Source organism: uncultured Brevundimonas sp. (assembly GCF_947305955.1).
In the GTDB taxonomy this organism is placed as follows: Bacteria; Pseudomonadota; Alphaproteobacteria; order Caulobacterales; family Caulobacteraceae; genus Brevundimonas.
Genome location: NZ_CAMZFB010000024.1, coordinates 1 through 26,011, shown reverse-complemented (window position 1 = coordinate 26,011; position 26,011 = coordinate 1). Strand labels below are relative to the sequence as shown.

The window sequence follows — 26,011 nt, the reverse complement described above, 5'->3', positions numbered from 1 at the left end:
GCACTAGTAGTTAGAAGGCGCATATCTGTACCTCAGCGGTTGGTCGGTGTGTGACGCTCACTGAACTCGCTCGGACTATATTAGTACGCTAACGCTAACCCGTCCTTACGCATCTCTGACGCGGCCCCGTAGGTCCAGCGGCCGTCGGGGTTTTGCTGCATCATGACGTTCTGGTAGCCGCCGAAGCCGCCGTCGGGTTCGCCGAGGGTCCAGCCCATTTCGGTCAGGCGGGCCTTGGTGGCGGCGGGGACGCCGCTTTCCAGATGCAGTTTGCCCGAGCCAGCGGCGGCGGGCTCTCCGGTTGGCTCGGTGGTGCCATAGTGCTGCCAGCGCGGCGCATCGCCCGCTTCTTGCGGGTCGAGGCCGTAATCGACCATGTTGATGATGATCTGGGCCTGTCCTTGCGGTTGCATGCCGCCACCCATGACGCCGTAAGCCATCCACGGCTTGCCATCCTTGCAGGCAAAGCCCGGAATGATGGTGTGGAAGGGGCGTTTGCCGGGGGCGTAGATGTTGGGGTGGCCGTCGGTGGTGGCGAACATCTCGCCACGGTTCTGGAACATGAAACCCAGAGTGCGGCCTGCGCCGTCATCGGCCACCAGACCGCAGCCCATGCCGCGATAGTTGGACTGGATCCAGCTGACCATCATGCCGTCGCTGTCGGCGACGCTGAAATAGGTGGTGTCGCCCTGCGTCGGCGCATCGCCGGGGAAGACGCGGTCCGTCACGCGGTTGGGGTTGATCAGGCGGGCGCGCTCGGCGGCATAGGCCTTGGAGTTCAGCCATTCGACGGGCGTTTCGCTGAAACGGGCGTCGGCGAACCATTTGGCACGGTCCTCGAACGCCAGACGCTTGGCCTCGGCCTGATGGTGGATCGAGGCCGCCGACTGGAAGCCCATGCCCTTCAGGTCGAACTGTTCGCAGATGTTCAGAATCTGGTTGGTCGATAGCCCTTGGGTGTTCGGGCCAAGGCCATAGACGTCCACGCCGCGATAGTTGGTGCGGATGGGCTCTACCCATTCGGTCTGGTGGGCGTTCAGGTCGGCCTTGGTCATCCAGCCGCCGATCCGGCGGAAATAGCGCTCGATGGCATCGGCAATCGGGCCGTTATAGAAGGCATCGCGCCCGCCTTCGGCGATCAGGCGCAGGGTGCGGCCAAGGTCCGGATTGGTGAAAATCTGGCCCGTCTTGGCCGTGCTGCCATTCGGGGCATACAGTTTGCGGCGGTTGTCGTGCTCCTCGATGATCGAGGTGTTGCGCTCGAAAATGCCCATGTTGCGTTCGAGGTAATAGGCGATCACCTGCGGCACGGGCACGCCCTGTTCGCACAGCTCCGCCACGGGTAGCAGCACGTCTTTCCACGGCAGCTTTCCGTATTGCTGGTGGGCGCTCCACCACGCATCGACCGTACCGGGGACGTTGACGGTCACCGCACCGTATTTCGGCAGCAGGCCATTGGTGGTGCGGCTGCGGACCGTTTCCAGACCCAGCAGGCGAGGCGAGGGGCCGGAGCCGTTAAAGCCCACGACCTTACCCTGTTTCGGGTCCCACAACATGCCAAAGGCGTCGCCGCCGATGCCGTTGCCTGTCGGCTCAAGGAAGCCCAGCGCCGCATTGATGGCGATCGCGGCATCAATGGCCGAGCCCCCGCGCTTCAGCGTCTCTATGCCGATCAGGGTGGCGATGGGGTGGGCGGTCGCCGCTGCGCCATGCTGGCCCCAGACGGTCGAGCGTCCAGCAAAGGGACGGCCCGTAACCCGGTCGCCCATGCCAACCGGTAGCTCAACGGCTGAAGGCGCAAGAGGCGCGGCAGGCGTCGTCTGTGCCGAAGCGGTTTGCGCCGGAAGCGATCCGGCCAGTGCGGCCCCCGCGGGCAGGGCAGTCAGAAAGGTACGGCGGCGCATGGGTTGGTCCCCCTTCAGGATACTGTGCCGCCATTGGGGGATGAACCGCGCTGTGGTGCAAGTGCCAAGCCTGTGTTCGGCCAAAGAAAAAGGGCCGCATCCGAAGATGCAGCCCTTTGATCCTTTAGGCGATGAAGCCGAAGACTATTCGATGTCTTCGTTCAGCAGGCCGACCTTGAACATGCCGTTTTCCTGCAGGGTGTTCATCACTTCCATGAACTCGTTGTAGGTCACGTCAGCCTGGGCGCGGACGAAAACGCGCTCTTCGCGGCAGTCAGCGACAGCGCCTTGAGCGGCGCAGACGTCAGCAGCCAGAGTGGCCAGCGACGACTTCTTGTCTGCGATGTACAGGTCACCACCGTTCTGGATGGAGACGTAAACCGGTTCTTTCGGCTTTTCGTTCGAAGCCGAAGGCACTGCCGGCGGCAGGTCCAGCTTGATCGAAACGGTAGCCATCGGTGCCGCGACCATGAAGATGATCAGCAGAACCAGCATAATATCTACGAACGGCGTAACGTTGATCTCAGAATTCTGAGCCGCGCCTTTGCCACCGCCACCAAGCTTCGCACCCATGCGATCTCGTCCTCATCATGGCCCGACCACTGGGACGGGCTGCACTGAAAGTCTGGATATTGTCTTGGCGGGGGAAAGGCCGCTTGTAAACCCGTCAGTCGGCCTAAAACGCCACAGAGCGAAATAACCTTGCCAATTTTGGCGTGGAACGTTCGCGGTGCGACCGAAAACGTGCCTCGAAACGTGGCTAAAAAACGTCGATCTGTGGGATTGGGCGGTGAATCAGGCGCGGGCCAGCTTCAGGAATCGCTCGACCAGAGCGTTGTCTTCCTTGAACACACCGGTGAAACGCGTCGTTACGGTTGTGACGTGGCGGTGATGCACGCCACGGGTGGTCATGCACTGGTGGGCCGCATCGACCATGACTGCCACGCCTTTGGGCTGCAGGTGCTGTTCGATCGCCTCGATGATGTCGTTGGTCAGGGTTTCCTGATTTTGCAGGCGGCGGGCGAAGATTTCGACGACGCGGGCGAGCTTGGAAATGCCGACAACCTTTTCGCCCGGAATATAGGCGACCCATGCCTTGCCGAGGAACGGGGCAAGGTGGTGCTCGCAGTGGCTCTCGACCTCGATCTCCTTGAGGATGACCATGTCGTCATAGCCGGTCACGTCCTCGAAGGTGCGCGACAGTTCCTTGGAGGCGTCGGCGTCATAGCCGTCGAACCACTCGCCATAGGCATCGACCACGCGCTTGGGCGTATCGATCAGGCCCGGACGGTCGGGGTTGTCACCGGCCCATGCAATCAGCGTACGCACAGCCTCCAGCGCCTGTTCGCGGCTGGGACGCACAATAGCGCCTTCGTTGGCGGCGAGAACGGGCTTGGCGGGCGTGGTCATGAAGAACGTTTCCGAGTGGGACGGCGGTCCGTCCCGTGAATAAAGGCGACTAACGCACCCCAAAAGGTTTATCAGGGCGCGCGGACTGTTTATCAGGCTCGCTATATGGGACGTATGGCGCGTCCTGCAAGAAAACTCGCAAAAGACTTTACGACTAATGGCCCTGCATATCTATGACACCCTGCGCCGTGAAAAGCGCCTGTTCGAACCACGCGATGCGAACCGGGTGACACTCTATGTCTGTGGCCCGACCGTCTATGACTATGCCCACATCGGCAACGCCCGCCCGCCGGTGGTGTTCGACGTCCTGACCCGCCTGCTGCGCAAGACCTATGGCGCGGACAAGGTGATCTATGCCCGCAACGTCACCGACGTGGACGACAAGATCAACGCCAAGGCCGCCAAGGAAGGCGTGCCGATCGGCGAGATCACCAGCCGCTATGAGGCCGCCTATCTGTCGGACATGGCGCTGCTGAACGTGTCGCCGCCCGATATCGCGCCGCACGTCACCGACCACATGGACGCGATCATCCAGCAGATTCAGGCCATCATCGATTCCGGCAGCGCCTATGCTGCCGAGGGCCATGTGCTGTTCGATGTGTCATCCTATCCGTCCTATGGCGCTCTGTCGGGCCGCAATCTGGATGACATGATCGCCGGTGCCCGCGTCGAAGTAGCACCGTACAAGAAGAACCCGCACGACTTCGTTCTGTGGAAGCCGTCCAAGAAGGACGAGCCGTCGTGGGCCTCGCCGTGGGGCGAGGGTCGCCCCGGCTGGCACATCGAATGCTCGGCCATGATCGAGAAGAACCTCGGCCTGCCGATCGACATCCACGGCGGCGGCATCGATCTGGCCTTCCCGCACCACGAGAACGAGATCGCACAGGGCGTCTGCGCCCACGGTCACGCCCATGCCGACCACGCGCATGATGAATATGCCCGCTATTGGATGCACAACGGCTTCCTGACGGTGGACGCCGAGAAAATGTCCAAGTCGATCGGCAACGTCCTGCTGCTGAACAACCTCGTGAAGGCCATGCCGGGCGAGGTGGTGCGCTGGGCGCTGCTGAGCGCCCACTATCGCCAGCCGCTGGACTGGAACCAGAACCTGCTGGAACAGTCGCGCAAGAATCTCGACCGTCTGTACGGCGTGCTGCGCGATGCCGACGCCAAGCTGGGCGACTTCGACTTCGACACGCTCGAAGAGCCGGAAATGGAGTTGGCCGAGCAGGAGTTGAATCCGTTGCTCGACGCGCTGGACGACGACCTGAACACGCCCGGTGCCATTGCCCAGTTGTTCGCTCTGGGCAATGCACTGCGCGACCTGCTGAACGATGCCGAGGCCGACATCAATGATTTGGCCATGGCCCGCTGGAGCCTGCGCGAAGGTGCTGATCTGCTCGGTGTGTTGTCCATGACGCCCGAGCAGTGGTTCACCGGTGGCGATGACGACCTGAAAACCGAAGTCGAAGCCCTGCTGGAACAACGCGCCGCCGCCCGCGCCGAAAAGAACTGGGCCGAGGCCGACCGCATCCGCGACCGCCTGAACGAACTGAATGTCGTGGTGATGGACGGCCCGACCGGCGCGACGTGGCGCATGAAGAGCTAAGGTAAATTTGAAAAATTGCGTTTTGCCACATATAATAGTCATATGAGTTCACTATATGTTCTAGTGGCTAAGCTTGTGAGGGAGGACCAGATTGCCAATCTCTAACGTCATTACGGTAGCAGATGATATTCTGCGCGCCGCAAAGGCGCGCGGCTTCTCTCTAACGCCGATGCAACTAATGAAGTTGACCTACATTGCGCATGGGTATTCGCTTGGTCTTGGTCATGGTGATTTGTTTGGAGAGCGGATCGAAGCTTGGAAGTATGGTCCAGTAATCCCAGACCTATACCACGCTACTAAACGTTGGGGGCGAGATCCTATACCTTTGGATCGAATTGAAGATGGTCGCGCGCTGGACGGTCACGCTGCCAGAACGATTGACCAAGTTCTCGATAAATATGGAAAGATGAGCGGCCCTCAGCTTTCTAATTTGACGCATAAAGCAGGTACGCCATGGTCTGAAGTGTATCGCGAGGGGTGTCTCAATATTGAGATAAAGGATTCAAATATTGAACGTCATTATCGGGAGTTGTTGGGAGAATAATGTCGGATTCTGGGGGGTGGTTCGATGATCTTGGCGTTCGAGAAGAACGTCTTTGGGATAATGAAGATGCGTTACGAGGTGTTGTAGCTGGTAACACCTTAAGGTTGTTGAGGGTGTGGGGGTGGCTGGTTCCGGCTTTGATGATTTTATTTGTCGCCCTTTTTATTTGTTCTATAATTGCTTGGGCATTTCACTTTTTGACGCCTTGGAAATGGCTCTCTGCGGAGCAGCTTTCGAAAATTCAATCGGTTATCTTTAGTGGCTCTCTTGGTTCGCTAGTTACGACTTACGTCCAGAGACACGTTATCGATAGGCGTTAAATACTAGGTTGTATTGCGGTATTTCTCTGCATCCCATGTCTGCGGGATATCCCGTGATAGCTGTGAATGCTTCATTCCGCGTGAAATCAGGGATGGAGGTATCCGATGCGTTATCAGGCGATGGTGGCCGTGGCTGGCGTTCTGGCGCTTGCCGCCTGCAAGGCTCCCGAAGGGGCAGCCCCCGAGGGCGAGGCTCAAAAGACCCTCGGCGAGGTGATGGCTGCGGAATATCCGCAGGCGATGGAGACCTGGAAAGGTTATGCCGAGCGTCGTGCCGAAGAGGGGCATGAGTGGATCCCGACGCTGGCTGTGACCAGCGGCCCGCTGGTTCCGGTGACGCTGGGCGATAAGTCCTATCTCAAGGGCTATGCCTGTGCGAACGGCGAGCCTGCCTGTGATGAAAGCCGCGTCGTCTTCCTGATGGCACCGGACCAGTCGCGCATCTTTGGCTATGGCGAGTTCAACCTGTCGAATGGCAACAGCTCGCAGCGCATTCTGGGCGCGGCCAATGGCGAGGAACTGCGCTGCCTTCGCTTCTTCCTGGCCGACAAGACGGGCGCGACCAGCTGCTGATCCGTCAGGTTCGGGTCACCTAATTCAAAGCCCCGCACACCGATGCGGGGCTTTTTATTTGGAGGTAACTCTTCAAATATTTCAGGGCCAAGAAATAATCTTGAGCGTAGCCTGATAAATATTTTCAAATAATTCTATCTTTCTGAAAATAGGGAGCGTACAAGGATCGTGTCGAATATCTCTGCGCAACGCTCTATCTTTTATGCAACGCATTGAGATCTTCCGTTTCCATAGACCCGACTGCCCTTAGGACTTTTCCGAGGGGTCATTTTTACGGAGGTCATGGAAATGGCTACTGGTATTGTTAAGTGGTATAACTCCACTAAAGGTTTTGGCTTTATTGCTCCGGACCAAGGCGGCGGTGACGTGTTCGTTCACGCCTCGGCTCTCGAGCGTGCAGGCATGCACGGTCTGAGCGAAGGCCAAGCCGTGTCTTACGAGCTGGAGCGCGACCAGCGCTCGGGCAAGACCTCGGCCGGCTCGCTGCAAGCGGCCTAAGCTACAAGTCTCGATTATTGCAGACCGTCCGGTGCCGTTCGGTCGGGCAATAGTTCAGGAAGAGCCCTGCGGGAAACTGCGGGGCTTTTTGCTGATTATTCCTTAGGAATCATGTCGGAGTTGGCTGTGTACGAGTCAATTCGGGTAGTGACCAAAAAGCCTAGGATTGCGATCAGGATCATCCAGAGTGCTCCACCTATCCCGATCTCAAAAATCTGCACGTATGCTTTGCGCCAGATGACCAAGGCATTGGAAATACCCAAAAGGATCGCAGCTATAATGACGGACGGTAAAAGAGGCGACTTAAGGTGAATGGAACTTCTAAGTCCGCTTCCTGCCATGAACGCAAACCAGCAGGAGCATAGAAAAATCACACCCGTGAGCCAGTTGCTGGACCTAAAAAAGCTTGCGCTAATGAAAATGCACGTGAGTGCCACAACATAAGCGAGGAGTTTCACAGCTTACCCATTTTTGAACCCTAAAGCAGGTCTTTCTAAGAAATTTTACCCCATATTTCAATATGTTGATCTAATATCATGCGGCTGCCAAACAATAAGGATCTAGCCTGCCTGAACATTGAGAACATGACAGCGATGGTCATCAAATACTGTCCATGCTGCTTGGCCACGTGCAGAACCCATTTTATTGTCAGTTCACCTTGCCGAGCGCGATTTCGTTATCCAGCCACTGGTTGATGGCGTTGGGCAGGTGGGGCGACAGCTTCATCTGGCCGAACTTGTGTTCGCCCGGTTCGAGACCTTCGCCATACAGGAAGAAATGCTCTTCTTCGGGCAGGACCGACACCGTCAGGCGCGAGGCGGGGTTGCGGTTCACGATATAGGGCTGGACGTTGATCGCGGGCGAGGTGGCCGGATCGATACCGCCCCAGACTGCCAGAACCGGATCGGTCACCTTGGCAAAGACCGGCATCGGGTCGTGGGCGAGGAAGACCTGCATCTCGGGGCTGGCCATACGGTCGGTAAAGCCTTCGAGGTTTTCGGCGATTTCCTCTTCGCTTGCACCTGCTTCCTTGAACAGGTTGCGGACGGCGGCTTCGACGGCGGCGCGGTCGCCGGAAATGGAGGCATCGACCACGCTGTTGAAGGCGGCGCGGATGACGGCCTGCTGCTGTGGCGTATGCTCGGTCCAGCGGTCGGGGTTGGCTTGCTGGTCCACCCAGACCGTCCGGCCGTCAAGACCCACGGCCCCCATGACCACCACGAAGTCCAGCGGTTCGTCACGTTGGGTCCAGACCTCGGTGACGATCATACTGCCCTCGGAGTGGCCGAGGATGCCCAGCGGAAGCCCCTGAACTTCGGGGCGCGTCGCCATGTGATCGACCACGGCGGAGATATGCGGGATGCGCTGTTTGAAATGTTGGATGCGCCGGAGATCATCTGGTCGCGGGTATGCGGGCCGTTGCCCTGAACCAGCACGATGGCGGCCTTGGGTGTGCTTTCGGGCAGGGTGAGGGTGCCCGCCAGGACCGCATCGCCAGCCGGAATGCTCACTTCCACATTGCGAATATCGGCCATGGCCGTCGATGCCAGTAACATCGATCCGGCCAATCCGGCAAACAGGGCATTACGCTTACGATCGAGAGGCAGGCGCAGCATCGGGATCCTCTGGCTTGTTGATGGCCGCCAATCTGCGGTCCTGTTAGCAAGAGGTATTCAACGCGCCGCACGGATGCATATTGATGTTATTTAATAGTCAAGCTTGTCGTGCGCGCCGGTCTCCGTGACCTGAAAGAAAACGGCCCGCTCCGAAAGGGGGCGGGCCGATGATCTGTTAGCGCGCGCGGCGGATAAGTTCTTCCGCCAGCGTGTCGGTCAGATAGCCGTCCGCGGTACGGCCATTGGCGGCCTGCCAGCGGCGCAGGGCTGCGCGGGTATTGGCCCCGATCACGCCGTCCACGCCCTGGGTGTCGTAACCCATCTTGGTCAGGGCGGTCTGGGCGCCGATACGCTGTTCGCGGGTCAGCGGGCCGTCATTGGGCCAGCTGGCCGTCAGGGCAGGCTTGCCCATCACGCCGTCGGCAATCAGGCCGATCGCCAGCGCATAGCTGACCGAGTTGTTATAGCGGCGGATCACATAGTGGTTCGGCAGGGCGAGGAAGACCGGACCGCGTGCCCCTTGCGGCAGCAGGATGGTGGCTTCTTCGGCCATTTCGGCTTCATTCAACTGCTGGCCATTGGTCAGGCGAACGCCACGGGACTGCCAGTAGGCCCAATTGTGCTTGGGACCTTCGGCCTGGGTATAGTCAAAGCCCGAGGGCAGGGTGACCTCATAGGCCCAGCCCTGACCGCGCTTCCAGCCGCCCTGCGCCAGCAGGTTGGCGGCAGAGGCGAGGGCATCGGCGTCCGAGCCCCAGATGTCGACGACACCGTCGCCATTCTGGTCGATGCCAAGGCGCAGATAGTTGTCGGGCATGAACTGGGTCTGGCCCATGGCACCGGCCCAGCTGCCCTTCAGGCCTTCGCGGCTGCGCTTGCCGGTGACGACGATGTCGAGGGCGTGCTTCAGTTGCTCCTCGGCCCACTGACGGCGACGACCGTCATAGGCGAGGGTTGCCAGCGAGCGGATGACGTCAAAGTCGCCCTGAACGGCACCAAAGGCGCTTTCCTGCGCCCAGATGCCCATCAGGATTTCAGCCGGAACGCCGAATCGCTGGGTGACCGAGGCCGGAACGCGGTTCACGCGCTGGCGGGCCATGGCGATTCGTGCAGGCGCAGTGGCGTTCTGGATATAGGTGCCCGCGGGGCGCGAGAATTCGGGCTGGTTGCGGTCCAGACGGATGACGCTGGCGTTCGGCGTCACATTCTGCAACTCGCGAGCGTATTCCCAGCGGCGCTCGCCGCCGTAGCGGTTCAGGAAGTCCTCGCGCCAGGCGTCAAAGCTGACGGCATTATAGGCGTTGCTCAGGTCGGTTTGCGCCGCAGGGGCGGTCACAGGCGGTGTTTGCGGTTCAGCCGGCGGAATCTCGGCCTGCGGGGCAGGCGTCTGGGTCACCGGACCCGGCGGTGTCGACGGAACCATCGGGGTACAGGCAGCGACCGAAGCCACCAGCAACAGGCGGAGGGTAATACGCATGGACACCAAGCTAACGTTCCTAATTTTCTCGACCAGTCACAAGTGCGCGAAAGCAAAAGGGGTTTCGTTCAAAAGACTTAATGGCCGTTAAACTTCTGGCGCAATTCCCGTAGATACGGTGGTTTCCACGCCGTTGGAGCGCTGTAAAAAGACGTCTGGATGTTGACGTCAGCCCCATAGCTCTCTATAGGCACCGCTCCGCCGCGGGTTTGCTCGCGGCTTCGTTATTTTTCCGCCCTCACGGGCCTCCAATCATACGGGACGTCCGACCATGAAGGTCCGTAGCTCGCTGAAGTCGCTCAAGGGTCGCCACCGCGACTGCAAAATCGTTCGCCGCAAGGGCGTTCTGTACGTGATCAACAAGACCGATCCGCGCTTCAAGGCCAAGCAAGGCTAAGAAACGCGAGACCCCCGCGGATTTGATTTCGCTGGATGTCGAGTTGGTGGACCAACAGATCCACAAGGCCATGGGCTCCGGTCCATGGCCTTTTTCGTACCTGGAATCAGCCTCGGTCGAATCCGCTACGGTGTTTTTCGAATCTGTGGGTTGAGCCTTTGGCGCGGGCGTGATTAGTCGCCACCCAATCCTTCTTTTCCGCAAGTTCGCCGGAGGTCCCCTTGGACGACGCATCCTTCGAAAACCCAGACGTCATGACCGCCGCGGCCCAAGGCCGTCTGCGTACCATCATCGAGCGCATCGAGCGTCTCGAAGAAGACAAGAAAGCCGTCATGGAAGACATGAAGGAGGTCTTCGCCGAGGCCAAGGGCGAGGGCTATGACGTGAAGGTCCTTCGCAAGGTCATCCGCATCCGCAAGCAGGACCGCGCCAAGCGTCAGGAAGAGGAAGCCATCCTCGACCTGTACCTGTCGGCTCTGGGCGAAATCTGATCCGACGGGCCACGGCTTGAAGCGAAAGCCTCCTGCCAGTCCCTATGAGTTACAGCGCAAGGCGGCCCAGCGGGCGGCCTTGAACGCTCTCAAGCGCGCCCGCCGCTCGGCAGAGAAGGCGGGCGTTTCGCTGTCCGAATGGGAGGACGAGTTCCTGACCTCGGTCAGCGAGCGCGTCAAAGAACACGGCCGCGCTTTCGGCGACCCCGAGCTGGGCGCGCCCGGTCAGGCGCTCTCGGCCATGCAGGGGCGAAAGCTCAAAGAGATTGCGAAAAAGGCTAACGGCGAAGACCGCTTTAGCCCGAAGAAAAAGGCTAATGGTGAGGAGACGGGGCCGGCCCAACGCAGGCGAGGGGCACGTAAGCCTTACCCCTCACGCGATATCAACGACGAATAGATCTATGGCAGCTTGTTGATACGCATGGCCGCCAGCATGGGGGCATAGGCCGCTTCGCCCGCTGCCAGCCCGATGAGGCTATCGCTCTCGATTTCCATGGTCACGGCATAGCGGTCTCTGACATTGCCCAGCAGGCTGCCGACCTGACCGCCGCTGGGCTTGGGTTCGACGCCGATGGAATAACGCATCCCGCCTTGGTCCTTGATTGTCGGGATGAAGTCCGGACCGCCCTGTTCGGCCATGGCGGCCGGAGTGGACTTGGCCAGCGCCTCGACACCCTCGATCATGATGTGGGCGGTCTTCACGCTCTCTAGTGGCAGGCTGCGGGCGGCCTCGGTCATGCCCTTCAGGCTGTCGGGAATATCGCCCAGCGGGCCCTGGGAATCGACGATGACAATCGAGGAACTGCTTCCCGCCTCGCCCCAGACCATTTCGATGGTGAAGGCTTCGCACGTGACCTCGGTCAGGGGCTTGCCAGCCAATGCGACAGGCTCGGGCATGGCGGGCAGCATATAGTGATCTTTGCACGAGGCGGGGATGGCCACGGAACCCGCTCCAGCGGCAGGTTTGGCATCTTCACCGCCTGCTGACGGCTGGCTGCAAGCGGACAAGGACAGCGCACCCACGCAGGCCGCAGACACCGCGAGCGTGGATAGGGACAAGCTGGACATGGAAACTCTCGGACTGATTCACGGAACAACGTGTTTCAGCACGCCTGATGCACCGTTCCAAGTTGCCGAACATCGTGATCGGCAGGGGGGAGACCCTGAAAAGAAAAACCGGTCCCAACCGCTATGGGCTGGAACCGGTTTGAAGGTTCGGGGAGGGGCTTAGCCCGCTTCCTTGATGTGGTCCTCTAGGCCCTGTTCGCGGACCTTGCGGTATAGGGTCGAGCGTCCGATGCCGAGGCGGCGGGCGATCTCGGACATGTGGCCCGAATAGACCTCGATGGCGTGCTGGATCAGGTCGCGCTCGATCTCTTCCAGCGTGCGGACGTGGCCGCGCTCGTCGGTGATGCGAACGGGGCTGTCCGGTGCCGCAGCCGTGGACGTGGCGGTGGCCTGCGTGGCAATCGCCTCGCCATCGGGACCTTCCGGAATACTGACAGGCGCATCCAGAGGCGCGGCAACGCCCGAGAGGGCCGGAAAGTCGTGCGGCTGCAGCAGCGGCGAGTCGGCCAGCACCAGCGCGCGATAGATGGTGTTCTCCAACTGGCGCACATTGCCGGGCCAGTCATAGGCCTGAAGCAGGGCCATCGTCTCGGGCGAACAACCGACGATGCGCTTGCTCTCCTCGATGTTGAAGCGCGTGATGAAGTGGTCGATCAGGGCCGGAATGTCCTCGCGCCGCTCGCGCAGGGCAGGGGCCTCGATCGGGAAGACGTTCAGGCGATAGAACAGGTCCTCGCGGAAAGCCCCTTCCTTCACCTGTTGGGCCGGATCGCGGTTGGTGGCCGAGACGATGCGGACATCGACCTTTACGGGGCGCTTGCCGCCCACCGGATCGACCTCGCCTTCCTGTAGGGCGCGCAGGAGCTTGACCTGAATGTCCAGCGGCAGTTCGCCGATCTCATCGAGGAACAGGGTGCCGCCGTTGGCCTCCACGAACTTGCCCGCATGCTTTTCATGCGCGCCGGTGAAGGCTCCCTTTTCGTGTCCGAACAGGATGGATTCCACCAGATTGGCGGGCAGGGCGCCGCAGTTCACGGCCACAAAGGGCTTGCCCGCGCGGGGGCTGGCCCCGTGCAGTGCGCGGGCGATGACTTCCTTACCCACGCCGCTTTCGCCGGTGATGAGGACGGGAATGGACGATTTGGCCGCACGGGCACCCAGCGCCTTGACCATCCGCATGGGCGGGCTGTCGCCGACGATGTCGTCAAAGCTGGTGCGTCCGGTGCTGCGCTTCTTCAGACGGCCGATCTCGGCGGTCAGCTGGGTCATTTGCAGGGCGTTGCGGACTCCCACCAGCAGGCGCTCAGGGCCGACCGGCTTGATGAAGAAGTCCTGCGCGCCGGCCTGCATGGCCTTGACCACGGTTTCAATGCCGCCGTTGGCCGTCAGAACGATGACGGGCGTGCTGACACCGGCGGTGCGCAGTTCCGCCAGCGTTTCAAGGCCCGACGGACCACCCGGCATCACAAGGTCCAGCAACACGACGTCTGCGCCGCCGCCCTTGGTCAGGCGGTCGATGGCCTCGCCACCATTTTCGGCATGAACGACCGCATAGCCTTCGCGCTCGAGCACAGCCTGAATCAGGCGGCGTTGCGTAGGATCGTCGTCAACGACGAGAACAGTTTTGGCCATGGGCGGACACCCCCCTAAAATCACCACTGGATGCCGTCTATTTTTGACATGTGACGGTCATCGCTCGTGTCTGTCCCTAAACGACACGAGTGAAGATCAGGTTTCCCGCCAGAGGGTGTTAAGTTAATGGCTAGGCTTAATTCTCTGTTATTGGGCAATCCAATTTGGCCGTGAATTCAAACGTCTTGCCCGCGATCTCGAAGGAAGGCACCGATTTCGGCGGTAAGGGTTTCAAATCGGACGAATCCATTTCCTCACCGCTGAGAGGCGAGTGTTTGCAGGACGGCGCATTTTCCAGTGTGCCGATTTCGGCCCACTGACCGCTGGAATCCCGTTTGAACACGGCAAAGCTAGGGCCGTGTCTCAACAAGACCTCGCCCTCCCCATCGTTGTCGAAATCGACGATGCGAGCAGGGCAGGTATCGACAAAGCAGAGACCATCCCTGATGAAGCCTTCCGGGGGCGTGGTTCCCTCTGGAAAGACGATGAAGCCCTTTGCAGGACCGCGACGGTTGAACGTGCTGTTTTCGCGCGCCTGCTTGGCACGTTCGGCAATGGCGGCGTTGGGCGAAGCTGCGAGGCTGTCCAGCGCAGCGCGGCCGCGCGGCCCCGCATTATTGGCCAGCCAGTAATAGGGTACATCATCGGCCTGAAGGTTCGGGTCCTTTAGGCGGGCGATCTGGCTGGAGATAGAAAGCTGGACGGGATTCAGCCACGGCGTCGAGAACGCCACCAGCGTCAGGGCGGTGATGGCACCGACCACCACATTGGTCAGCTCAAGTGTCGGCAGCCAGCCCCCTGCGCGGGCGCGACGGGGCAGTTGCGCGGCGGCATACCCAAGGCTGTAGAGCAGACCGATCACGGCGCTGACGACAGCCACGATCCGCTCGACTGTCAGGCCGTATTGGCCAATCCGCACGCTAACGGCCCAAAGGGCAAAGGCGGTCATTGGCAGCAGCAACACGCAGCCCACACGCATGATCATGCGCAGGACGGGCGATCCCGACAGATGCTGTTCGCCATCCTGATAGACGGTATTGATCAGGATGATCAGGCCTGCCGAGGCGGCGAGCATCAGACCCGCAGGGCTGAGCGAGGAGCTGAGTTGCGATAGGCCTGCAAAGGGCAGGGTGATCAGGAATGCAGCGGCCAGCAGCACGGCCACCGGAAGCAGCCACGATAACAGGGTCAGAGCAACCGTGCGGATGCCTTGGGTCAATCCATCGCGAACGTCCGTAAGCTCTACGCCCAGCGCGAACACCAGCGACGACGCAAAGAAGACGAAGGCTTTGTTCTCGATGATCTGCTCGACGAAGCTGATGCCGATCGCGTTGAAAAGGGCCGCGCCCAAAAACATGATGATCCAGAAGGCCACCAGATACAGAATCTACAGCGCCAGCTGTATGCCGTTGGTCCACGCCTGTTCGTAATAGTCGGGATAGGGCGCGACCAACTCTCCGGCCCGCATACCCGTCACGACCAGATGGTGGGCACAGAACAGGGCGGCGGGCAGGCAGAGGATCATGACTTCAAAGCTGTGGCTGCCATCAGGCAGAACGCCGCTGGCCAAGCCCATAAGCCCGAGGACCGCCGTCCCGATGGCGGCCCAGATCACGGCACCGCGTAGGGGAAGCTGTCCGATCACGGCCAGCCATAGCGGGGGCGCATAGGCGGCAATCAGCACCCATGCCGCCAAGGGGCCGGACACCTCACCCAGATCAAAGGCATCATAGGAGGTGTACCGATAAAAGCCGTAGAGCAGCGCCCCCTGGATCAATCCGATGATCAGGCGCGGCACAAGCAGGCTGCCACCCCGACGATCCGGCGAGCGCCCCAAGGTTGATCCCGCACTCGGCAAAAACAGGTGGTCCATCGGTCTAGCCCCTGCAACCTCTTGAGGCGTGAAGGATGACAGATAACCGAAAGGTCACAAGTCAATGTTCGTCAAAGGCGAACGGGCTAGAGGATCGTCATCCTGCGCGTCGTGGTTTCGAACTCATCCTGCGTGATCTCGCCCGCCGCCAGACGCGCGGCTTGGCTTTCATAGGCGATGATGGACGGGTTCAGCCATGGGCTGGCGAACGCCAACATGACGATCGCTATGAAAACGGCAAGGGCGAGGCATGCCCAGCTTTCTCGGCACCGTGACCTCGATAGATAGGACAAGCCGTACACCAGAGCGATGACGGCTGCGGCCAGACCCAGTACCCGCTCGGTCGTGAAACCGTACTGCGCGACGCGGGTCAGAACCGCATAGGCTGCGAAGAAGGCAATCGGCAGGATCAGGATCGTGCCGATGCGGGGCCATTTGGCTGCAATCTCATCCCGTTGAAGCGCGGCATGCGTCAGAACGTGTAGCGCGGCGGTTGCAATCAACAGCGGGCCCGCCGGATGCCGGCCGAACGGCAGGTTCAGCAGATGCCCGATACCCAGGGCGAGACCCATTACGCCCGCGACGACAACCGCGACGGGCAGCAGGAAACTCAGTAGCGTCAGAAATGACTGTCTGAACCGTTCAATTGCGCCACTCCATCGGTCAGCCTGTTCAAACCCAAGGGCCAGTGCAATCGGTGATCCGACGATGATCCAAACATGTGGCGCGGGCATTGGAAGCTGTCCCGATATGCCGGTCGATGCGGCCAGAGCGCCGATGGCCAGCACCAAAAGCCAGAAGATCAGGACGCATAGCGAGGCCAGCGCCAAGCGCGTTCCGGTGGTCCACACGTCGCGCCCTTCGATAATGCTGTGAAGCGCGATGAGCGCTAACGGAAGGCAGCCCACTGCCCACGGACCGGAAAAATGCGGTAGGGAGACATTGCGCCGAGCAGGCCGAACGCAATGATCACCAAGCTGGCCGCGATGGCCCACACCACGGTCCGCGTTTGCGGCAAGCGACCCATACACTCCAGCCAGACCACGGGCAGAAGCAGGCCGATCAGGGTGAGCGTCAGTCCTTGTGCGCTGAGGCTCATCGGGGTGCGGTCGACGCTGTCCAGGACCAATCCCTGAACCAGTCCGATAACCAGACGGATGAAAAGGCGATGACGGCGCGACGACAATAGGGCGTTGGGGGACATGGTCGCTCGCATGGGGGATACTGGGCGACATCACGATGACAGAGAACAGCGTTGCGACAAGTCAATGTTCGTCAACAGGGCCTTGCCATGGGCGCGGCTGATCCCCAAAACCTTGAACTATGAACGCGCCCGTCAAGCCGACCGAATTCGCCGACGCCCCGTTGTGGGACCTGTCCGACCTTTATGCCTCGCGTGAGGATGCCCGCATCCAGACCGATCTGGATCGCGCCCGTGCGCTGGTGGACAAGCTCAATACCTATCAGGGCAAGCTGGGCGGCCTGTCGGGTGCCGCACTGGGACAGGCGCTGGACGAGGTGATCCGCACCTATGAGGAGGCCAGCGAGATCCTCGGTGGTCTGGGGGCCTTTGCCTTCCTCGGTGCCTCTACCGACCGCGAGAATGCACAGGCCCAGAGCTTCGAAGCCGATGTGCGCGAAAAGATCACGGCCATCGCAACCCCGAGCGTCTGGGTGACGCTGGAAATCAACCAACTCGACGACGAGGCCGTGAAGGCCGCTCTCGAAGCGCATGAACCTGCCCGCCGCTGGGCACCGTGGCTGCGCCGTTTGCGCGCCATGAAGCCGCACGAACTGTCCGAAGAGCTGGAAACCTTCATCGCCGAGCGCGGCCCGCTGCAAGCCCAGTGGTCGCGCCTGTTCGACGAGACCCTGGCGGCACTGCGGGCCGATGTGGACGGCGAGAAGCTGACCTTGTCCGAAGGCTTGAACCGCCTGACCGACAAGGACGAGGCCAAGCGCGCTGCGGCTGGCAAGGCTATGACCGAGGCGTTCAACGGCATCACCCGCACCATGGGCATGGTGCTGAACACTATCGCTGCGGAAAAGGCGCTGGAGGACAAGAAGCGCGGCTTCAAACGCCCCGCGGACAGCCGCCATCTGGCCAATGAGGTTCACGGTGAATCGGTGGACGCCATGGCCGAGGCTGTGGCCAAGGCCTATCCGCGCATCGCCCACCGCTATTACGCCCTGAAGGCCAAGCTGATGGGCAAGGACAAGCTGAACCACTGGGACCGCAACGCGCCCATCGGTCAGGCTGGATCGAAGACCTATGACTGGCAGGGCGGCAAGGAACTGGTCCTCAGCAGCTTTGCCGATCTGGGCGGCGACTTTGCCGAACGCGCCAACTGGTTCTTCGAGCGCCCGTGGATCGATGCGCGTCCGCGTGCGGGTAAACAGTCGGGTGCCTATTCGCACCCCGTTACGGCGGGCACCCACCCCTATGTCTTCCTGAATTGGATGGGCGAGCGCCGCGATGTGCTGACGCTGGCGCACGAACTGGGCCACGGCGTTCACCAGACGCTGGCGGCGGGGCAGGGCGGTCTGTTGGCCGACACGCCGCTGACGCTGGCGGAAACCGCCTCCATCTTTGCCGAGGGGCTGACGTTCGACCGTCTATTGGCCGAGGCAACCGATGAAGACCGCCGCGCTCTGCTGGCGGGCCGGATCGAGGATGGGCTGAACACGGTGGTGCGCCAGATCGCCTTCCACCGCTTTGAAACCCGCTTCCATGACGAACGCGCCAAGGGCGAAGTCTCCGTCGAGCGGATAAACCAGATTTGGACCGAAGAACTGAGCGCCAGCCTCGGCCCGGCGGTGGACCTGACGGGCTATGAGAACTGGTGGGCCTATGTCAGCCACTTCGTCCATTCGCCCTTCTATGTGTACGCCTATGCCTTTGGTGACCTGCTGGTGGCGGCGCTGATGGAAACGCGGGCGAAAGACCCCGCAGCCTTTACGCCCCTGTACCGCGAGCTGTTGGCCAATGGCGGGTCGAAAACCTATGTCGAGGCGCTGGAGCCGTTCGGCCTGAACCCGCGCGATCCGGCCTTCTGGACCATCGGCACCAAGCGATTGGAGCATCTGGTGGACCAATTCGAGGCGCTAATCTGACGCTTGTTTCGCGAGCGGGCTTGAGCGGTGCGACGGTGCCGCTATAAGACGGCTCAAATATCGGCTCTTTTTTTCGGAAGTCCCATGGCTGACTCGCACGCTGAAACTGCCCACGACCACGTCAAAGGCGAGATGGAAATCTCGGCGCAGAACCACATGTTCGAGCTGTTCATCGCCATGACTAAGTGGAGCTCGCTGGCTGTGTCGGCCCTGCTGGTTCTGCTGGTAGTGTGGTTCGCCGTGGGTGCTGGCTTCATTCCGGCCTTCATTTCGGCCGCTGTTGTGCTCGCCATCGGCATCTTTGCCCTGCGCGGCAAGAAGGCCGCCGAACACTAAGATTTCTGGCACAGGTTTGCCGGATCAAAGGCCCGCCGCTTGTCGGCGGGCTTTTTTGTTGCCTTGTTTCTGATCTTACCTAACAGTGGTCGTTAGAGGGGAAATCAGGAGCAGCATCTTGGCCGTTGCCATTGCCGTAACCCGGGAGCGCCGCGAGGGCGAAACCCGCTGTGCCGTTACACCGGAAACGGTGAAGAAGCTTCTGGCGCTCGGCGCGACCGTGACGGTCGAGGCGGGCACAGGCACCGGATCGTCCTTTCCTGATTCCGAATATGAGGCGGCGGGCGCGCGCGTATCCTCCGATCTCAAGGGCGTGCTGGCGGGGGCTGACATCCTGTTGAAGGTGCGCGGGCCGACGGCGTCGGAAACCAGTGCGCTGAAATCGGGCGCGATCGTCATCGGCATGCTGGACGCCTATCGCGAGAAGGCCACCATCGAAGCTTTGAAAGGGCAGGGTGCCACCGCCTTTGCCATGGAGTTTGTGCCCCGCATCACCCGCGCTCAGGTGATGGATGTTCTGTCCTCACAGGCCAATCTGGCCGGATATCGTGCTGTGATCGAGGCGGCCCATGCCTATGGGCGTGGCTTTCCCATGATGATGACGGCGGCGGGCACGGTGGCGGCGGCCAAGGTGTTCGTCATGGGCGCGGGCGTTGCGGGGCTTCAGGCCATCGCTACGGCGCGGCGTCTGGGCGCGGTGGTCACGGCCACCGACGTGCGCCCCGCCGCCAAGGAACAGGTCGAGAGCCTCGGGGCCAAATTCGTGGCTGTCGAGGACGAAGAGTTCAAAGCCGCCGAAACCGCTGGCGGCTATGCCAAACAGATGTCGCCTGAATATCAGGCCAAACAGGCCGAACTAACCGCCAGCCACATCGTCAAACAGGATGTGGTGATCACCACGGCACTTATCCCGGGCCGTCCGGCCCCGCGCCTGATCACGGCAGCGCACGTCGCCTCGATGAAGGCGGGTTCGGTCATCGTCGATCTGGCGGTTGAGGCGGGCGGCAATGTCGAAGGCTCCAAGCCCGACGAGATCGTCACCACGGCCAATGGCGTAAAGATTGTCGGTTGGAGCAATCTGGCGGGGCGCATCGCCGCCGATGCCAGTGCGCTTTACGCCCGCAACCTTGCCGCCTTTGTCGGGCTATTGGTCAAGGATGGCGAACTGTCTATCGATCCTGAGGATGAAATCCTCAAAGCGGCTGCTGTGACCCACAAGGGTGAAGTTGTGCATGAAGGCGTGAAAGGCTGACCATGGAATACGTTGATCCCACAGTGTTTCGTCTGGCCATCTTCGTGCTGGCCATCTTCGTTGGCTACTATGTGGTGTGGAGTGTGACGCCCGCCCTGCACACGCCCCTGATGGCGGTGACCAACGCCATTTCCTCGGTGATCATTGTCGGCGGGCTGATGGCCGCTGCGGCATTTAGCGGGGGTGGCGGTGCCAATGCCTGGGTGGCCAAGGGCGCGGGCATTGCCGCGGTGACGCTGGCCAGTGTGAACATCTTTGGCGGCTTCATGGTCACGCGGCGGATGCTGGCCATGTACCGCAAGAAGGACAAGCGCTGAGTATGGGGGTGCCGGTATCGCCCGCATGGATAATTACGGTGATGGCCGTCGCCATCGCCCTGTTGCTGGTGCTGGTCGTTTTCAGCGGCAAGTTGCCGCCCCGTGTCCGCCGCGTGCTTGAGGCGTTCGTCTCCATCGGATATCCCGCCGTAGTGATGGTGTACTTCGGCTATATGGCCTGGAGCCACTATGTGCAGGCTGAAGTGACGTCAGCCGGGGGATTTGGAGTGGGGGCGGTGATTATGGCTGCACTGGTTGTCAGGGCCATTCGGCGTTTTCGGATGACGCGTTGATGATTTCTGCAGACTGGCCGCAAATTCTCGCGTGGGGACTGATCGCCTATGGCTTCGGGCTGTGGGTGTGGGGCTGGACGGTGGTGAAGCCGCCGATCATCCGCCTGCGCTATCAGGATTGCGGTATCGCCATCGTGTTCGCTTCCAACCTCGCCCTTTATGCCATTCGCGACCGCGAACTGCATTTTTGGGATTGGTTTATCGTCATGTTCGGACCAGTTTTCATCGGCTCTGCGATCTGGCGGCTTTTCCGTACCCAGAGCTACATCAAATCCTGACTGACTTGAGTGAGTTGTAATGAAGACCGCTGTTTCGATCGTTGCCGCTGGTATCACCCTGATTGCGGGTTCGATCGCTTATGCTCAGCCTGCCGAAGTGGCGGGCAATCTTGAAGGTGGCCTGCCGTGGGGCGTGGCTGCGCAAGACAATACTACGTGGCGTCTGGAATGCCGCTTCCGTCCGGTGACCATTCGCGGCGTCTATCAGAACCGCATGGTGCGCGAGGGCAAGGGTACCCAGTCGGGCTATCTGCCGACCGACAACGGCAGCTGCACCCTGACCCGCCTGACGGGCGAGGGCAACATCGGCGTCGCGGTCATCAAGAACGGTCAGGTGACCCGCAAGGGGACCACCGGCGCACCGGCCATTATCAACATCTTCTAAGTCCGGAGACTTAAAGGGGGAGAGTATGAAGGCATCCATCGCAGCACTGGCCTATCTGGTGGCAGGGGTGCTGTTCATTCTCTCCCTCCGTGGCCTGTCCAGTCCGGAGTCGAGCCGCCGTGGCAATATGCTGGGCATGGCAGGCATGGCGCTGGCGGTCGGGGTCACGCTGGCGCTGCTGGCCAGTACGGGGGCGCTCGATCCGCTGACGCTGGGCCTGATCGCGGGCGGTGTCATCGTCGGCGGCGGGGCGGGGGCGATCATCGCCAACCGCGTGCCCATGACGGCCATGCCGCAACTGGTGGCGGCGTTCCACTCGCTGGTCGGTCTGGCTGCCTGTCTGGTGGCCGTGGGAGCAGTCTATGCGCCCGACGCTTTTGGGATCCAGACGGTGACGGGCGGGATCAAGACCCTGTCGCTGGTGGAACTCAGCCTCGGCGTGGCCATCGGGGCCATCACCTTTACCGGATCGGTCATCGCCTTTGCCAAGCTGAATGGCAATATGAGCGGCGCGCCCATACTGTTGCCTGCGCGGCATCTGATCAATCTCGGTCTGGCGGCGGCGCTGGTTTTCCTGATCGGCATTCTGATCGGGACAGGCGGTACGGCGGTCTGGGCCTTCTGGGCCGTGTTCGCGCTCAGCCTGATCCTCGGCGTGACCCTGATCATCCCCATCGGCGGCGCGGACATGCCGGTGGTGGTGTCGATGCTCAACTCCTATTCCGGCTGGGCGGCGGCGGCGCTGGGATTCACGCTGGAGAATATCGCCCTGATCATCACGGGGGCGCTGGTCGGCTCGTCGGGCGCGATCCTCAGCTACATCATGTGCAAGGGCATGAACCGCAGCTTCATCAGCGTCATCCTCGGCGGCTTCGGGGCCGAGGCGGCCAGCGGTGCCGACGGCGCGAAGGTCGAGACACGCCCCGTCAAACAGGGCAGTGCCGAGGATGCGGCCTTCATCATGAAGAACGCCTCCAAGGTCATCATCGTGCCGGGATATGGCATGGCGGTGGCGCAGGCCCAGCACGCCCTTCGTGAAATGGCCGACAAGCTGAAGGAAGAGGGCGTGGAGGTGAAATACGCCATCCACCCCGTCGCGGGCCGGATGCCGGGCCACATGAACGTCCTGCTGGCCGAGGCCAATGTGCCGTACGATGAGGTGTTCGAGCTGGAGGACATCAACTCTGAATTTTCGTCCGCCGATGTGGCCTTTGTCATCGGGGCCAATGACGTGACCAACCCTGCGGCCAAGACCGATCTGCAAAGCCCGATCTTCGGCATGCCGGTGCTGGACGTGGAAAAGGCCGGCACCGTGCTGTTCATCAAGCGCGGCATGGCGGCGGGCTATGCGGGAGTGGAAAATGAGCTGTTCTTCCGCGACAACACCATGATGCTGTTCGCCGACGCCAAGAAGATGGTCGAGGGCATCGTCAAGGCGCTCTGACGAACGGAATGCCGTCTGCGGCGTTAACCTTGAACAACAGTGTGTGAGGGGTCCATGTCCAGAGTTCGAATGACCACCGCTGCCGTTTTGATAGGCGCGACCGCGCTTTCGCTCGGCAGTGCGTCGATGGCCACCGCGCAGGGACGCCAGCAGGGCACCTTGCAATCCATGCTTGGCGCGCGTGTCCAGTTCCTCGAGCAGCAGATGGGCACGGCGCGACAGGTCGACCGCGACCAGCGTCACTATCAGGTGGGCGGCTGCGATTTCACGGTGTCCGTCGCGGGTGACGAGATCGTGGGTTACGCGGTTCCCATGACCCGGGCCTGTGCGCGACATGCCTATGCGGCACTTGAAGCCTATGGCCTGCCCCGCAATCTGAACCTCTCGATGGGGGAGTTCGCCAGAGTGCGGGCGAATGTGGAGTTCAAGGCCGACTGTCTGATCCTGTGCGGCAATGCCTCCAATCCGTGGGTCTATCTGGAAAGCGACGGCCTGCGTGGCCAGCCTGCTGTAAGGGCAGGGGCTGTGCGCGTGGATAGAGCGGCAATCGACGCAGGCTTGCGTATCCGTGATGCCATCATGGCCACGCATGGCGAGGACTATGTCGTCGACACGCGGTTCAACTGTTCGCGCGAGTTCGACGCCTTGGCCGTGCGCGAGCTGGATCGGGTCAAGATCACCGAGATCGCTGTGGGCCAGACGACGGTTGCCAACTGCGGCTAAAGCCGCGTGAAGCTGTCGAAATGTGATGCGTCCTGACGGATGACGGCTGGCCGGTCGTTACGCTGGTCCCGCCTGACGGATCAGCCTATAGGCTTGGCCGTAAGGCTACTCAGGCGCAAGGCGATCCATGAGCGATACGGACGACGATTTCACGGCAGAGGAGGTGGTGATGAACCTCGGCCTGACGCCGCATCCCGAGGGTGGCTATTACCGTATCCTGCCACATCAGGAAGCGGATGCGGAAAAGATCGCCTCCTATCGCCTGCTTATCCATCAGGACGACCCGCAGTGGGTGCCGATGGAGGCCGAGGAGATGTGGACGGCCTATATGGGGTCGCCGCTGGTGCTGGAAATCGCCACGGGTGGTCCGGTCCATCGCGAGACGTCGCTGGCAGGTCAGGGCCACTGGCTCAGCGCCCCCGCGGGGGCGTGGGTGCGGTTGATCCCGCAAGGGCCGTGGACGCTGGCGGGGCGGATCGCAAAGCCGGATCCGCTCGTCCACTAAAGCCCTTTGCGGGATATCAGGCGGCCATGGAGGCGTTGCGGAACTCGTCCCACATGGCATCTTCTTCGGAATAACGGCCCATCGGGGCGCAGATCACGTCGACGACCTGTTCTTCCTGACGGTCCCAGATGACGGCCAGATCGGTCTCGGTTTCGCACGGCACGATCAGATAGCGGTCGGCGAAGGTCTTGCGCTCGAACGGGCGCAGCATCGGCGCGACGGCATAGGGGCTTTGGGCAGCGCGGTCCGACTGGGCGCGGGCGGTGCGGGCGAACGAGAAAGCCATCTGTAGAAAACTCCGTTGGGGAGGCGTCTGCCTCTTGCTGACCACGGTGTTATGGAACAGTATTGCGTCAAGTTCGGACGTATCTCTGTGGAGAAGGTTTCATGCGCCACGACAAGGCGGCCATGGTCATCGATCTGGCGCGCGGTATGGCCGCCAGCGCCGAGGGGCTGACCATCAACGAGATGGCGGGCCAGTTGGGCGTAGGACGCCGCACCGCCGAGCGCATGCGTGACGCCGTGCTGATGCTGTTCCCGCAGGTCGAGGAAACCTCTGATCCCCCCACCAAGCGTTGGCGCATCCGTGGCGGCCTGTCGGCCTTTGAACAGGCCCCGACGGCGACAGAGATGCTGGAACTGACCAAGGCGGCTGCGGCCCTTCATGCGGCCGGTGATCCGGCGCGGGCAGCGGCGCTGGAAAGCCTTGAGCGCAAGATAAAGGCGGCGATGCGCTCGACCACCCTCAACCGGATGGCACCCGACCTTGAGGCTCTGGTCCGTGCCGAGACCATCGCCGTACAGGCCGGCCCGCGTCCGGGGGCCGATGAAACCGTGCTGACGACCATTCGCGGGGCGATTTTGGCCGAAAGCCCGCTGAACTTCATCTACTCGCGTCCGGGGGCCGAGGCCCGCAGCCGCACCGTGACACCATGCGGCTTGATGTTCGGGCGGGCCAACTATCTGGTGGCCTATGATCCGGCCAATGATCGCATCCAGACCTTCCGTCTGGATCGTATGTCCAGTGTCATGGCGGGCGAGGGCATGGCCCGTCCACCGGAAGAGTTTAATCTGGCGGCTTTCGCCAGCCAGTCGTTCGGCATCTATCAGGACCAGATCGAGGATGTCGTCCTGCGTATCGCCCCCGAGGCGGCCAGCGAGGCGAGGGGATGGCGCTGGCACCCGACCCAGATCATCGAGGATCAGGACGATGGCTCGGTCGTTGTGCGGTTCCGTGCCTCGGGCATGCGCGAACTGGCATGGCACCTGTTCAGCTGGAGCGGGCAGGCCACCATCCTCGAGCCGCAGCGCCTGAAGGACATTATGGCCGACGAACTGGAACGGGCGAGAGCGGCTCTGGGTTAAGGCCATCTAGGCGGCTGAATCTTGCCGATATTTAACCTGACACTGTGATGGCAACGGGTAACCGTTGCGATGAAAGAACGCAGGAGTTGGCCCTTGGGTATTCGCACAGGTATCGCAGCCGCTGTATCGGCCATGGCGCTATTGGCCGGTTGCGCCAGCTTGCCGCCGATAGAGCGTGGTGGTGTGCCCGCCGCCAGCGCCACTGTGGTGCGGCAGGGCGAGACCCTGCACCTGCAATATCTGATGGATCGCGATGCGCCCGTTTGGGCCTTTTTCGACTCGGCCCTGATTGCCGAGGTGCGCGAGCCGTGGCGTCCGCACCAGTGGCAGGTCCTGACCGAGGGCGTGGTGCTGGATCGGGTGGGGCATTACGATGTGTTGCGGACCACCGATGGCCGTCCGGTTCCGCGCGTGGTGGACATCCGTATCACCCCGCGTGCCGTCAATCTGGAAGCCGAATACCCGACGCTGAAGTTTTCCAATGGCGCGGTGGCCCTGCCTACGCGCCAGATGACGGTCTTTCCGATGGACAGTGTCGCAGAGGTGGCAGCCCTGCCGTCCGATCTTAATGGCGTTGACCTAGCTAC

At 61.4% G+C, this 26,011-nt stretch carries 31 protein-coding genes and 1 pseudogene; 19 read left to right on the top strand and 13 right to left on the bottom strand.

Annotation, left to right across the window (positions count from 1 at the left end; genetic code table 11):
- Nucleotides 1–80: 80 nt before the first annotated feature.
- From Q0Y42_RS07815 to folE, 3 genes are all read right to left on the bottom strand, one after another.
- A complete protein-coding gene (locus Q0Y42_RS07815; RefSeq protein ID WP_297802006.1) occupies nucleotides 81–1,904 on the bottom strand; it encodes a gamma-glutamyltransferase family protein in 1,824 nt (607 codons plus the stop codon).
- Nucleotides 1,905–2,048: 144 nt separating this feature from the next.
- Entirely contained in the window at nucleotides 2,049–2,477 is a 429-nt protein-coding gene (locus Q0Y42_RS07810; RefSeq protein ID WP_297802004.1) for a biopolymer transporter ExbD, read from the bottom strand.
- 222 nt (nucleotides 2,478–2,699) lie between these two features.
- Nucleotides 2,700–3,314: a GTP cyclohydrolase I FolE gene (folE, locus tag Q0Y42_RS07805; RefSeq protein ID WP_297802002.1), complete on the bottom strand. Its 615-nt coding sequence runs from the start codon at nucleotides 3,312–3,314 to the stop codon at nucleotides 2,700–2,702.
- A 157-nt stretch (nucleotides 3,315–3,471) separates the two neighbouring features.
- Between folE and cysS the strand changes: the two genes are divergently transcribed.
- From cysS to Q0Y42_RS07785, 4 genes are all read left to right on the top strand, one after another.
- On the top strand, nucleotides 3,472–4,923 hold the full coding sequence (cysS, locus tag Q0Y42_RS07800; RefSeq protein ID WP_297802000.1) for a cysteine--tRNA ligase: 1,452 nt from the start codon (nucleotides 3,472–3,474) through the stop codon (nucleotides 4,921–4,923).
- 91 nt (nucleotides 4,924–5,014) lie between these two features.
- Nucleotides 5,015–5,467, top strand: coding sequence for a type II toxin-antitoxin system antitoxin SocA domain-containing protein (locus tag Q0Y42_RS07795; RefSeq protein ID WP_297801998.1), 453 nt, complete (start codon nucleotides 5,015–5,017; stop codon nucleotides 5,465–5,467).
- 425 nt (nucleotides 5,468–5,892) lie between these two features.
- Nucleotides 5,893–6,360 (top strand): hypothetical protein, encoded by a 468-nt coding sequence (locus tag Q0Y42_RS07790; RefSeq protein WP_297801996.1) that lies wholly within the window; start codon nucleotides 5,893–5,895, stop codon nucleotides 6,358–6,360.
- A gap of 288 nt (nucleotides 6,361–6,648) precedes the next feature.
- Nucleotides 6,649–6,858, top strand: coding sequence for a cold-shock protein (locus Q0Y42_RS07785; protein ID WP_292051025.1), 210 nt, complete (start codon nucleotides 6,649–6,651; stop codon nucleotides 6,856–6,858).
- Between the two features lie 648 nt (nucleotides 6,859–7,506).
- Here the strand turns inward: Q0Y42_RS07785 and Q0Y42_RS07780 are convergent.
- The 3 genes from Q0Y42_RS07780 to Q0Y42_RS07770 all read right to left on the bottom strand — a co-directional run bounded on the left by Q0Y42_RS07780 (nucleotide 7,507) and on the right by Q0Y42_RS07770 (nucleotide 9,951).
- Nucleotides 7,507–8,190: an alpha/beta hydrolase gene (locus Q0Y42_RS07780; RefSeq protein ID WP_297801994.1), complete on the bottom strand. Its 684-nt coding sequence runs from the start codon at nucleotides 8,188–8,190 to the stop codon at nucleotides 7,507–7,509.
- Nucleotides 8,124–8,474, bottom strand: a complete 351-nt coding sequence (locus Q0Y42_RS07775) for a hypothetical protein (RefSeq protein WP_297801992.1) — start codon at nucleotides 8,472–8,474, stop codon at nucleotides 8,124–8,126. The genes Q0Y42_RS07780 and Q0Y42_RS07775 overlap by 67 nt, the downstream gene beginning before the upstream one ends.
- A 175-nt stretch (nucleotides 8,475–8,649) precedes the next feature.
- On the bottom strand, nucleotides 8,650–9,951 hold the full coding sequence (locus Q0Y42_RS07770) for a lytic murein transglycosylase (protein ID WP_297801990.1): 1,302 nt from the start codon (nucleotides 9,949–9,951) through the stop codon (nucleotides 8,650–8,652).
- 271 nt (nucleotides 9,952–10,222) lie between these two features.
- Here Q0Y42_RS07770 and ykgO point away from each other — a divergent pair, with 271 nt between their 5' ends.
- The 3 genes from ykgO to Q0Y42_RS07755 all read left to right on the top strand — a co-directional run bounded on the left by ykgO (nucleotide 10,223) and on the right by Q0Y42_RS07755 (nucleotide 11,236).
- On the top strand, nucleotides 10,223–10,348 hold the full coding sequence (gene ykgO / locus Q0Y42_RS07765) for a type B 50S ribosomal protein L36 (protein WP_003165750.1): 126 nt from the start codon (nucleotides 10,223–10,225) through the stop codon (nucleotides 10,346–10,348).
- Nucleotides 10,349–10,602: 254 nt separating this feature from the next.
- Nucleotides 10,603–10,839: a DUF2312 domain-containing protein gene (locus Q0Y42_RS07760; RefSeq protein WP_297802034.1), complete on the top strand. Its 237-nt coding sequence runs from the start codon at nucleotides 10,603–10,605 to the stop codon at nucleotides 10,837–10,839.
- A 16-nt stretch (nucleotides 10,840–10,855) separates the two neighbouring features.
- The gene (locus Q0Y42_RS07755; protein WP_297801984.1) at nucleotides 10,856–11,236 is read left to right on the top strand and encodes a hypothetical protein; all 381 of its coding nucleotides are present in this window, start codon (nucleotides 10,856–10,858) and stop codon (nucleotides 11,234–11,236) included.
- 2 nt (nucleotides 11,237–11,238) lie between these two features.
- Here the strand turns inward: Q0Y42_RS07755 and Q0Y42_RS07750 are convergent, their stop codons facing one another.
- The 6 genes from Q0Y42_RS07750 to Q0Y42_RS07725 all read right to left on the bottom strand — a co-directional run bounded on the left by Q0Y42_RS07750 (nucleotide 11,239) and on the right by Q0Y42_RS07725 (nucleotide 16,616).
- Nucleotides 11,239–11,907, bottom strand: coding sequence for a hypothetical protein (locus tag Q0Y42_RS07750; protein WP_297801982.1), 669 nt, complete (start codon nucleotides 11,905–11,907; stop codon nucleotides 11,239–11,241).
- A 159-nt stretch (nucleotides 11,908–12,066) separates the two neighbouring features.
- The gene (locus Q0Y42_RS07745) at nucleotides 12,067–13,539 is read right to left on the bottom strand and encodes a sigma-54 dependent transcriptional regulator (RefSeq protein ID WP_297801980.1); all 1,473 of its coding nucleotides are present in this window, start codon (nucleotides 13,537–13,539) and stop codon (nucleotides 12,067–12,069) included.
- 136 nt (nucleotides 13,540–13,675) lie between these two features.
- Entirely contained in the window at nucleotides 13,676–14,914 is a 1,239-nt protein-coding gene (locus Q0Y42_RS07740; protein ID WP_297801978.1) for a DUF4153 domain-containing protein, read from the bottom strand.
- A gap of 12 nt (nucleotides 14,915–14,926) precedes the next feature.
- Entirely contained in the window at nucleotides 14,927–15,412 is a 486-nt protein-coding gene (locus Q0Y42_RS07735; protein WP_297801976.1) for a hypothetical protein, read from the bottom strand.
- 86 nt (nucleotides 15,413–15,498) lie between these two features.
- A complete protein-coding gene (locus Q0Y42_RS07730) occupies nucleotides 15,499–16,242 on the bottom strand; it encodes a DUF4153 domain-containing protein (RefSeq protein WP_297801974.1) in 744 nt (247 codons plus the stop codon).
- Between the two features lie 59 nt (nucleotides 16,243–16,301).
- Nucleotides 16,302–16,616 (bottom strand): hypothetical protein, encoded by a 315-nt coding sequence (locus tag Q0Y42_RS07725; RefSeq protein WP_297801972.1) that lies wholly within the window; start codon nucleotides 16,614–16,616, stop codon nucleotides 16,302–16,304.
- Between the two features lie 119 nt (nucleotides 16,617–16,735).
- Between Q0Y42_RS07725 and Q0Y42_RS07720 the strand changes: the two genes are divergently transcribed.
- The 10 genes from Q0Y42_RS07720 to Q0Y42_RS07675 all read left to right on the top strand — a co-directional run bounded on the left by Q0Y42_RS07720 (nucleotide 16,736) and on the right by Q0Y42_RS07675 (nucleotide 24,059).
- On the top strand, nucleotides 16,736–18,526 hold the full coding sequence (locus tag Q0Y42_RS07720) for a M3 family oligoendopeptidase (RefSeq protein WP_297801970.1): 1,791 nt from the start codon (nucleotides 16,736–16,738) through the stop codon (nucleotides 18,524–18,526).
- Between the two features lie 84 nt (nucleotides 18,527–18,610).
- Complete coding sequence (locus tag Q0Y42_RS07715) at nucleotides 18,611–18,862, top strand: aa3-type cytochrome c oxidase subunit IV (RefSeq protein ID WP_297801968.1); 252 nt, start codon at nucleotides 18,611–18,613, stop codon at nucleotides 18,860–18,862.
- 118 nt (nucleotides 18,863–18,980) lie between these two features.
- Nucleotides 18,981–20,114: a Re/Si-specific NAD(P)(+) transhydrogenase subunit alpha gene (locus Q0Y42_RS07710; protein ID WP_297801966.1), complete on the top strand. Its 1,134-nt coding sequence runs from the start codon at nucleotides 18,981–18,983 to the stop codon at nucleotides 20,112–20,114.
- A gap of 2 nt (nucleotides 20,115–20,116) precedes the next feature.
- On the top strand, nucleotides 20,117–20,431 hold the full coding sequence (locus tag Q0Y42_RS07705) for a proton-translocating transhydrogenase family protein (protein ID WP_297801964.1): 315 nt from the start codon (nucleotides 20,117–20,119) through the stop codon (nucleotides 20,429–20,431).
- Between the two features lie 41 nt (nucleotides 20,432–20,472).
- Nucleotides 20,473–20,724, top strand: a complete 252-nt coding sequence (locus tag Q0Y42_RS07700) for a hypothetical protein (RefSeq protein ID WP_297801962.1) — start codon at nucleotides 20,473–20,475, stop codon at nucleotides 20,722–20,724.
- Nucleotides 20,724–21,002: a hypothetical protein gene (locus Q0Y42_RS07695; RefSeq protein WP_297801960.1), complete on the top strand. Its 279-nt coding sequence runs from the start codon at nucleotides 20,724–20,726 to the stop codon at nucleotides 21,000–21,002. The genes Q0Y42_RS07700 and Q0Y42_RS07695 overlap by 1 nt, the downstream gene beginning before the upstream one ends.
- Before the next feature lie 19 nt (nucleotides 21,003–21,021).
- A complete protein-coding gene (locus Q0Y42_RS07690; RefSeq protein WP_297801958.1) occupies nucleotides 21,022–21,387 on the top strand; it encodes a hypothetical protein in 366 nt (121 codons plus the stop codon).
- A gap of 25 nt (nucleotides 21,388–21,412) precedes the next feature.
- On the top strand, nucleotides 21,413–22,831 hold the full coding sequence (locus Q0Y42_RS07685; protein ID WP_297801956.1) for an NAD(P)(+) transhydrogenase (Re/Si-specific) subunit beta: 1,419 nt from the start codon (nucleotides 21,413–21,415) through the stop codon (nucleotides 22,829–22,831).
- Nucleotides 22,832–22,900: 69 nt separating this feature from the next.
- The gene (locus Q0Y42_RS07680; protein ID WP_297801954.1) at nucleotides 22,901–23,554 is read left to right on the top strand and encodes a hypothetical protein; all 654 of its coding nucleotides are present in this window, start codon (nucleotides 22,901–22,903) and stop codon (nucleotides 23,552–23,554) included.
- A 127-nt stretch (nucleotides 23,555–23,681) separates the two neighbouring features.
- Nucleotides 23,682–24,059: a cupin domain-containing protein gene (locus Q0Y42_RS07675; RefSeq protein ID WP_297801952.1), complete on the top strand. Its 378-nt coding sequence runs from the start codon at nucleotides 23,682–23,684 to the stop codon at nucleotides 24,057–24,059.
- Between the two features lie 16 nt (nucleotides 24,060–24,075).
- On the opposite strand, the gene Q0Y42_RS07670 is transcribed toward Q0Y42_RS07675, so the two are convergent.
- Entirely contained in the window at nucleotides 24,076–24,345 is a 270-nt protein-coding gene (locus Q0Y42_RS07670; protein WP_297801950.1) for a hypothetical protein, read from the bottom strand.
- A gap of 101 nt (nucleotides 24,346–24,446) precedes the next feature.
- Between Q0Y42_RS07670 and Q0Y42_RS07665 the strand changes: the two genes are divergently transcribed.
- Both Q0Y42_RS07665 and Q0Y42_RS07660 read left to right on the top strand, forming a co-directional pair.
- Nucleotides 24,447–25,424 carry a WYL domain-containing protein gene (locus tag Q0Y42_RS07665; protein ID WP_297801948.1) on the top strand — a complete coding sequence of 326 codons (978 nt, stop codon included), beginning with the start codon at nucleotides 24,447–24,449 and terminating at the stop codon, nucleotides 25,422–25,424.
- 93 nt (nucleotides 25,425–25,517) lie between these two features.
- A pseudogene (locus Q0Y42_RS07660) lies at nucleotides 25,518–26,011 on the top strand (hypothetical protein); the annotation flags it as partial.

Excerpts from the sequence above, each read along its gene's own strand:
- Q0Y42_RS07665 (WP_297801948.1), top strand. The coding sequence starts at position 24,447 with ATGCGCCACGACAAGGCGGCCATGGTCATCGATCTGGCGCGCGGTATG.
- Q0Y42_RS07785 (WP_292051025.1), top strand. The coding sequence starts at position 6,649 with ATGGCTACTGGTATTGTTAAGTGGTATAACTCCACTAAAGGTTTTGGC.
- Q0Y42_RS07810 (WP_297802004.1), bottom strand. The coding sequence starts at position 2,477 with ATGGGTGCGAAGCTTGGTGGCGGTGGCAAAGGCGCGGCTCAGAATTCT.
- Q0Y42_RS07700 (WP_297801962.1), top strand. The coding sequence starts at position 20,473 with ATGGCCGTCGCCATCGCCCTGTTGCTGGTGCTGGTCGTTTTCAGCGGC.
- Q0Y42_RS07775 (WP_297801992.1), bottom strand. The coding sequence starts at position 8,474 with ATGCTGCGCCTGCCTCTCGATCGTAAGCGTAATGCCCTGTTTGCCGGA.
- Q0Y42_RS07750 (WP_297801982.1), bottom strand. The coding sequence starts at position 11,907 with ATGTCCAGCTTGTCCCTATCCACGCTCGCGGTGTCTGCGGCCTGCGTG.
- cysS (WP_297802000.1), top strand. The coding sequence starts at position 3,472 with ATGGCCCTGCATATCTATGACACCCTGCGCCGTGAAAAGCGCCTGTTC.
- Q0Y42_RS07705 (WP_297801964.1), top strand. The coding sequence starts at position 20,117 with ATGGAATACGTTGATCCCACAGTGTTTCGTCTGGCCATCTTCGTGCTG.
- ykgO (WP_003165750.1), top strand. The coding sequence starts at position 10,223 with ATGAAGGTCCGTAGCTCGCTGAAGTCGCTCAAGGGTCGCCACCGCGAC.
- Q0Y42_RS07690 (WP_297801958.1), top strand. The coding sequence starts at position 21,022 with ATGAAGACCGCTGTTTCGATCGTTGCCGCTGGTATCACCCTGATTGCG.
- Q0Y42_RS07770 (WP_297801990.1), bottom strand. The coding sequence starts at position 9,951 with ATGCGTATTACCCTCCGCCTGTTGCTGGTGGCTTCGGTCGCTGCCTGT.
- Q0Y42_RS07790 (WP_297801996.1), top strand. The coding sequence starts at position 5,893 with ATGCGTTATCAGGCGATGGTGGCCGTGGCTGGCGTTCTGGCGCTTGCC.
- Q0Y42_RS07725 (WP_297801972.1), bottom strand. The coding sequence starts at position 16,616 with ATGTCCCCCAACGCCCTATTGTCGTCGCGCCGTCATCGCCTTTTCATC.
- Q0Y42_RS07815 (WP_297802006.1), bottom strand. The coding sequence starts at position 1,904 with ATGCGCCGCCGTACCTTTCTGACTGCCCTGCCCGCGGGGGCCGCACTG.
- Q0Y42_RS07715 (WP_297801968.1), top strand. The coding sequence starts at position 18,611 with ATGGCTGACTCGCACGCTGAAACTGCCCACGACCACGTCAAAGGCGAG.
- Q0Y42_RS07695 (WP_297801960.1), top strand. The coding sequence starts at position 20,724 with ATGATTTCTGCAGACTGGCCGCAAATTCTCGCGTGGGGACTGATCGCC.
- Q0Y42_RS07670 (WP_297801950.1), bottom strand. The coding sequence starts at position 24,345 with ATGGCTTTCTCGTTCGCCCGCACCGCCCGCGCCCAGTCGGACCGCGCT.
- folE (WP_297802002.1), bottom strand. The coding sequence starts at position 3,314 with ATGACCACGCCCGCCAAGCCCGTTCTCGCCGCCAACGAAGGCGCTATT.
- Q0Y42_RS07780 (WP_297801994.1), bottom strand. The coding sequence starts at position 8,190 with ATGGCGACGCGCCCCGAAGTTCAGGGGCTTCCGCTGGGCATCCTCGGC.
- Q0Y42_RS07720 (WP_297801970.1), top strand. The coding sequence starts at position 16,736 with ATGAACGCGCCCGTCAAGCCGACCGAATTCGCCGACGCCCCGTTGTGG.
- Q0Y42_RS07760 (WP_297802034.1), top strand. The coding sequence starts at position 10,603 with ATGACCGCCGCGGCCCAAGGCCGTCTGCGTACCATCATCGAGCGCATC.
- Q0Y42_RS07735 (WP_297801976.1), bottom strand. The coding sequence starts at position 15,412 with ATGGACCACCTGTTTTTGCCGAGTGCGGGATCAACCTTGGGGCGCTCG.
- Q0Y42_RS07680 (WP_297801954.1), top strand. The coding sequence starts at position 22,901 with ATGACCACCGCTGCCGTTTTGATAGGCGCGACCGCGCTTTCGCTCGGC.
- Q0Y42_RS07745 (WP_297801980.1), bottom strand. The coding sequence starts at position 13,539 with ATGGCCAAAACTGTTCTCGTCGTTGACGACGATCCTACGCAACGCCGC.
- Q0Y42_RS07675 (WP_297801952.1), top strand. The coding sequence starts at position 23,682 with ATGAGCGATACGGACGACGATTTCACGGCAGAGGAGGTGGTGATGAAC.
- Q0Y42_RS07685 (WP_297801956.1), top strand. The coding sequence starts at position 21,413 with ATGAAGGCATCCATCGCAGCACTGGCCTATCTGGTGGCAGGGGTGCTG.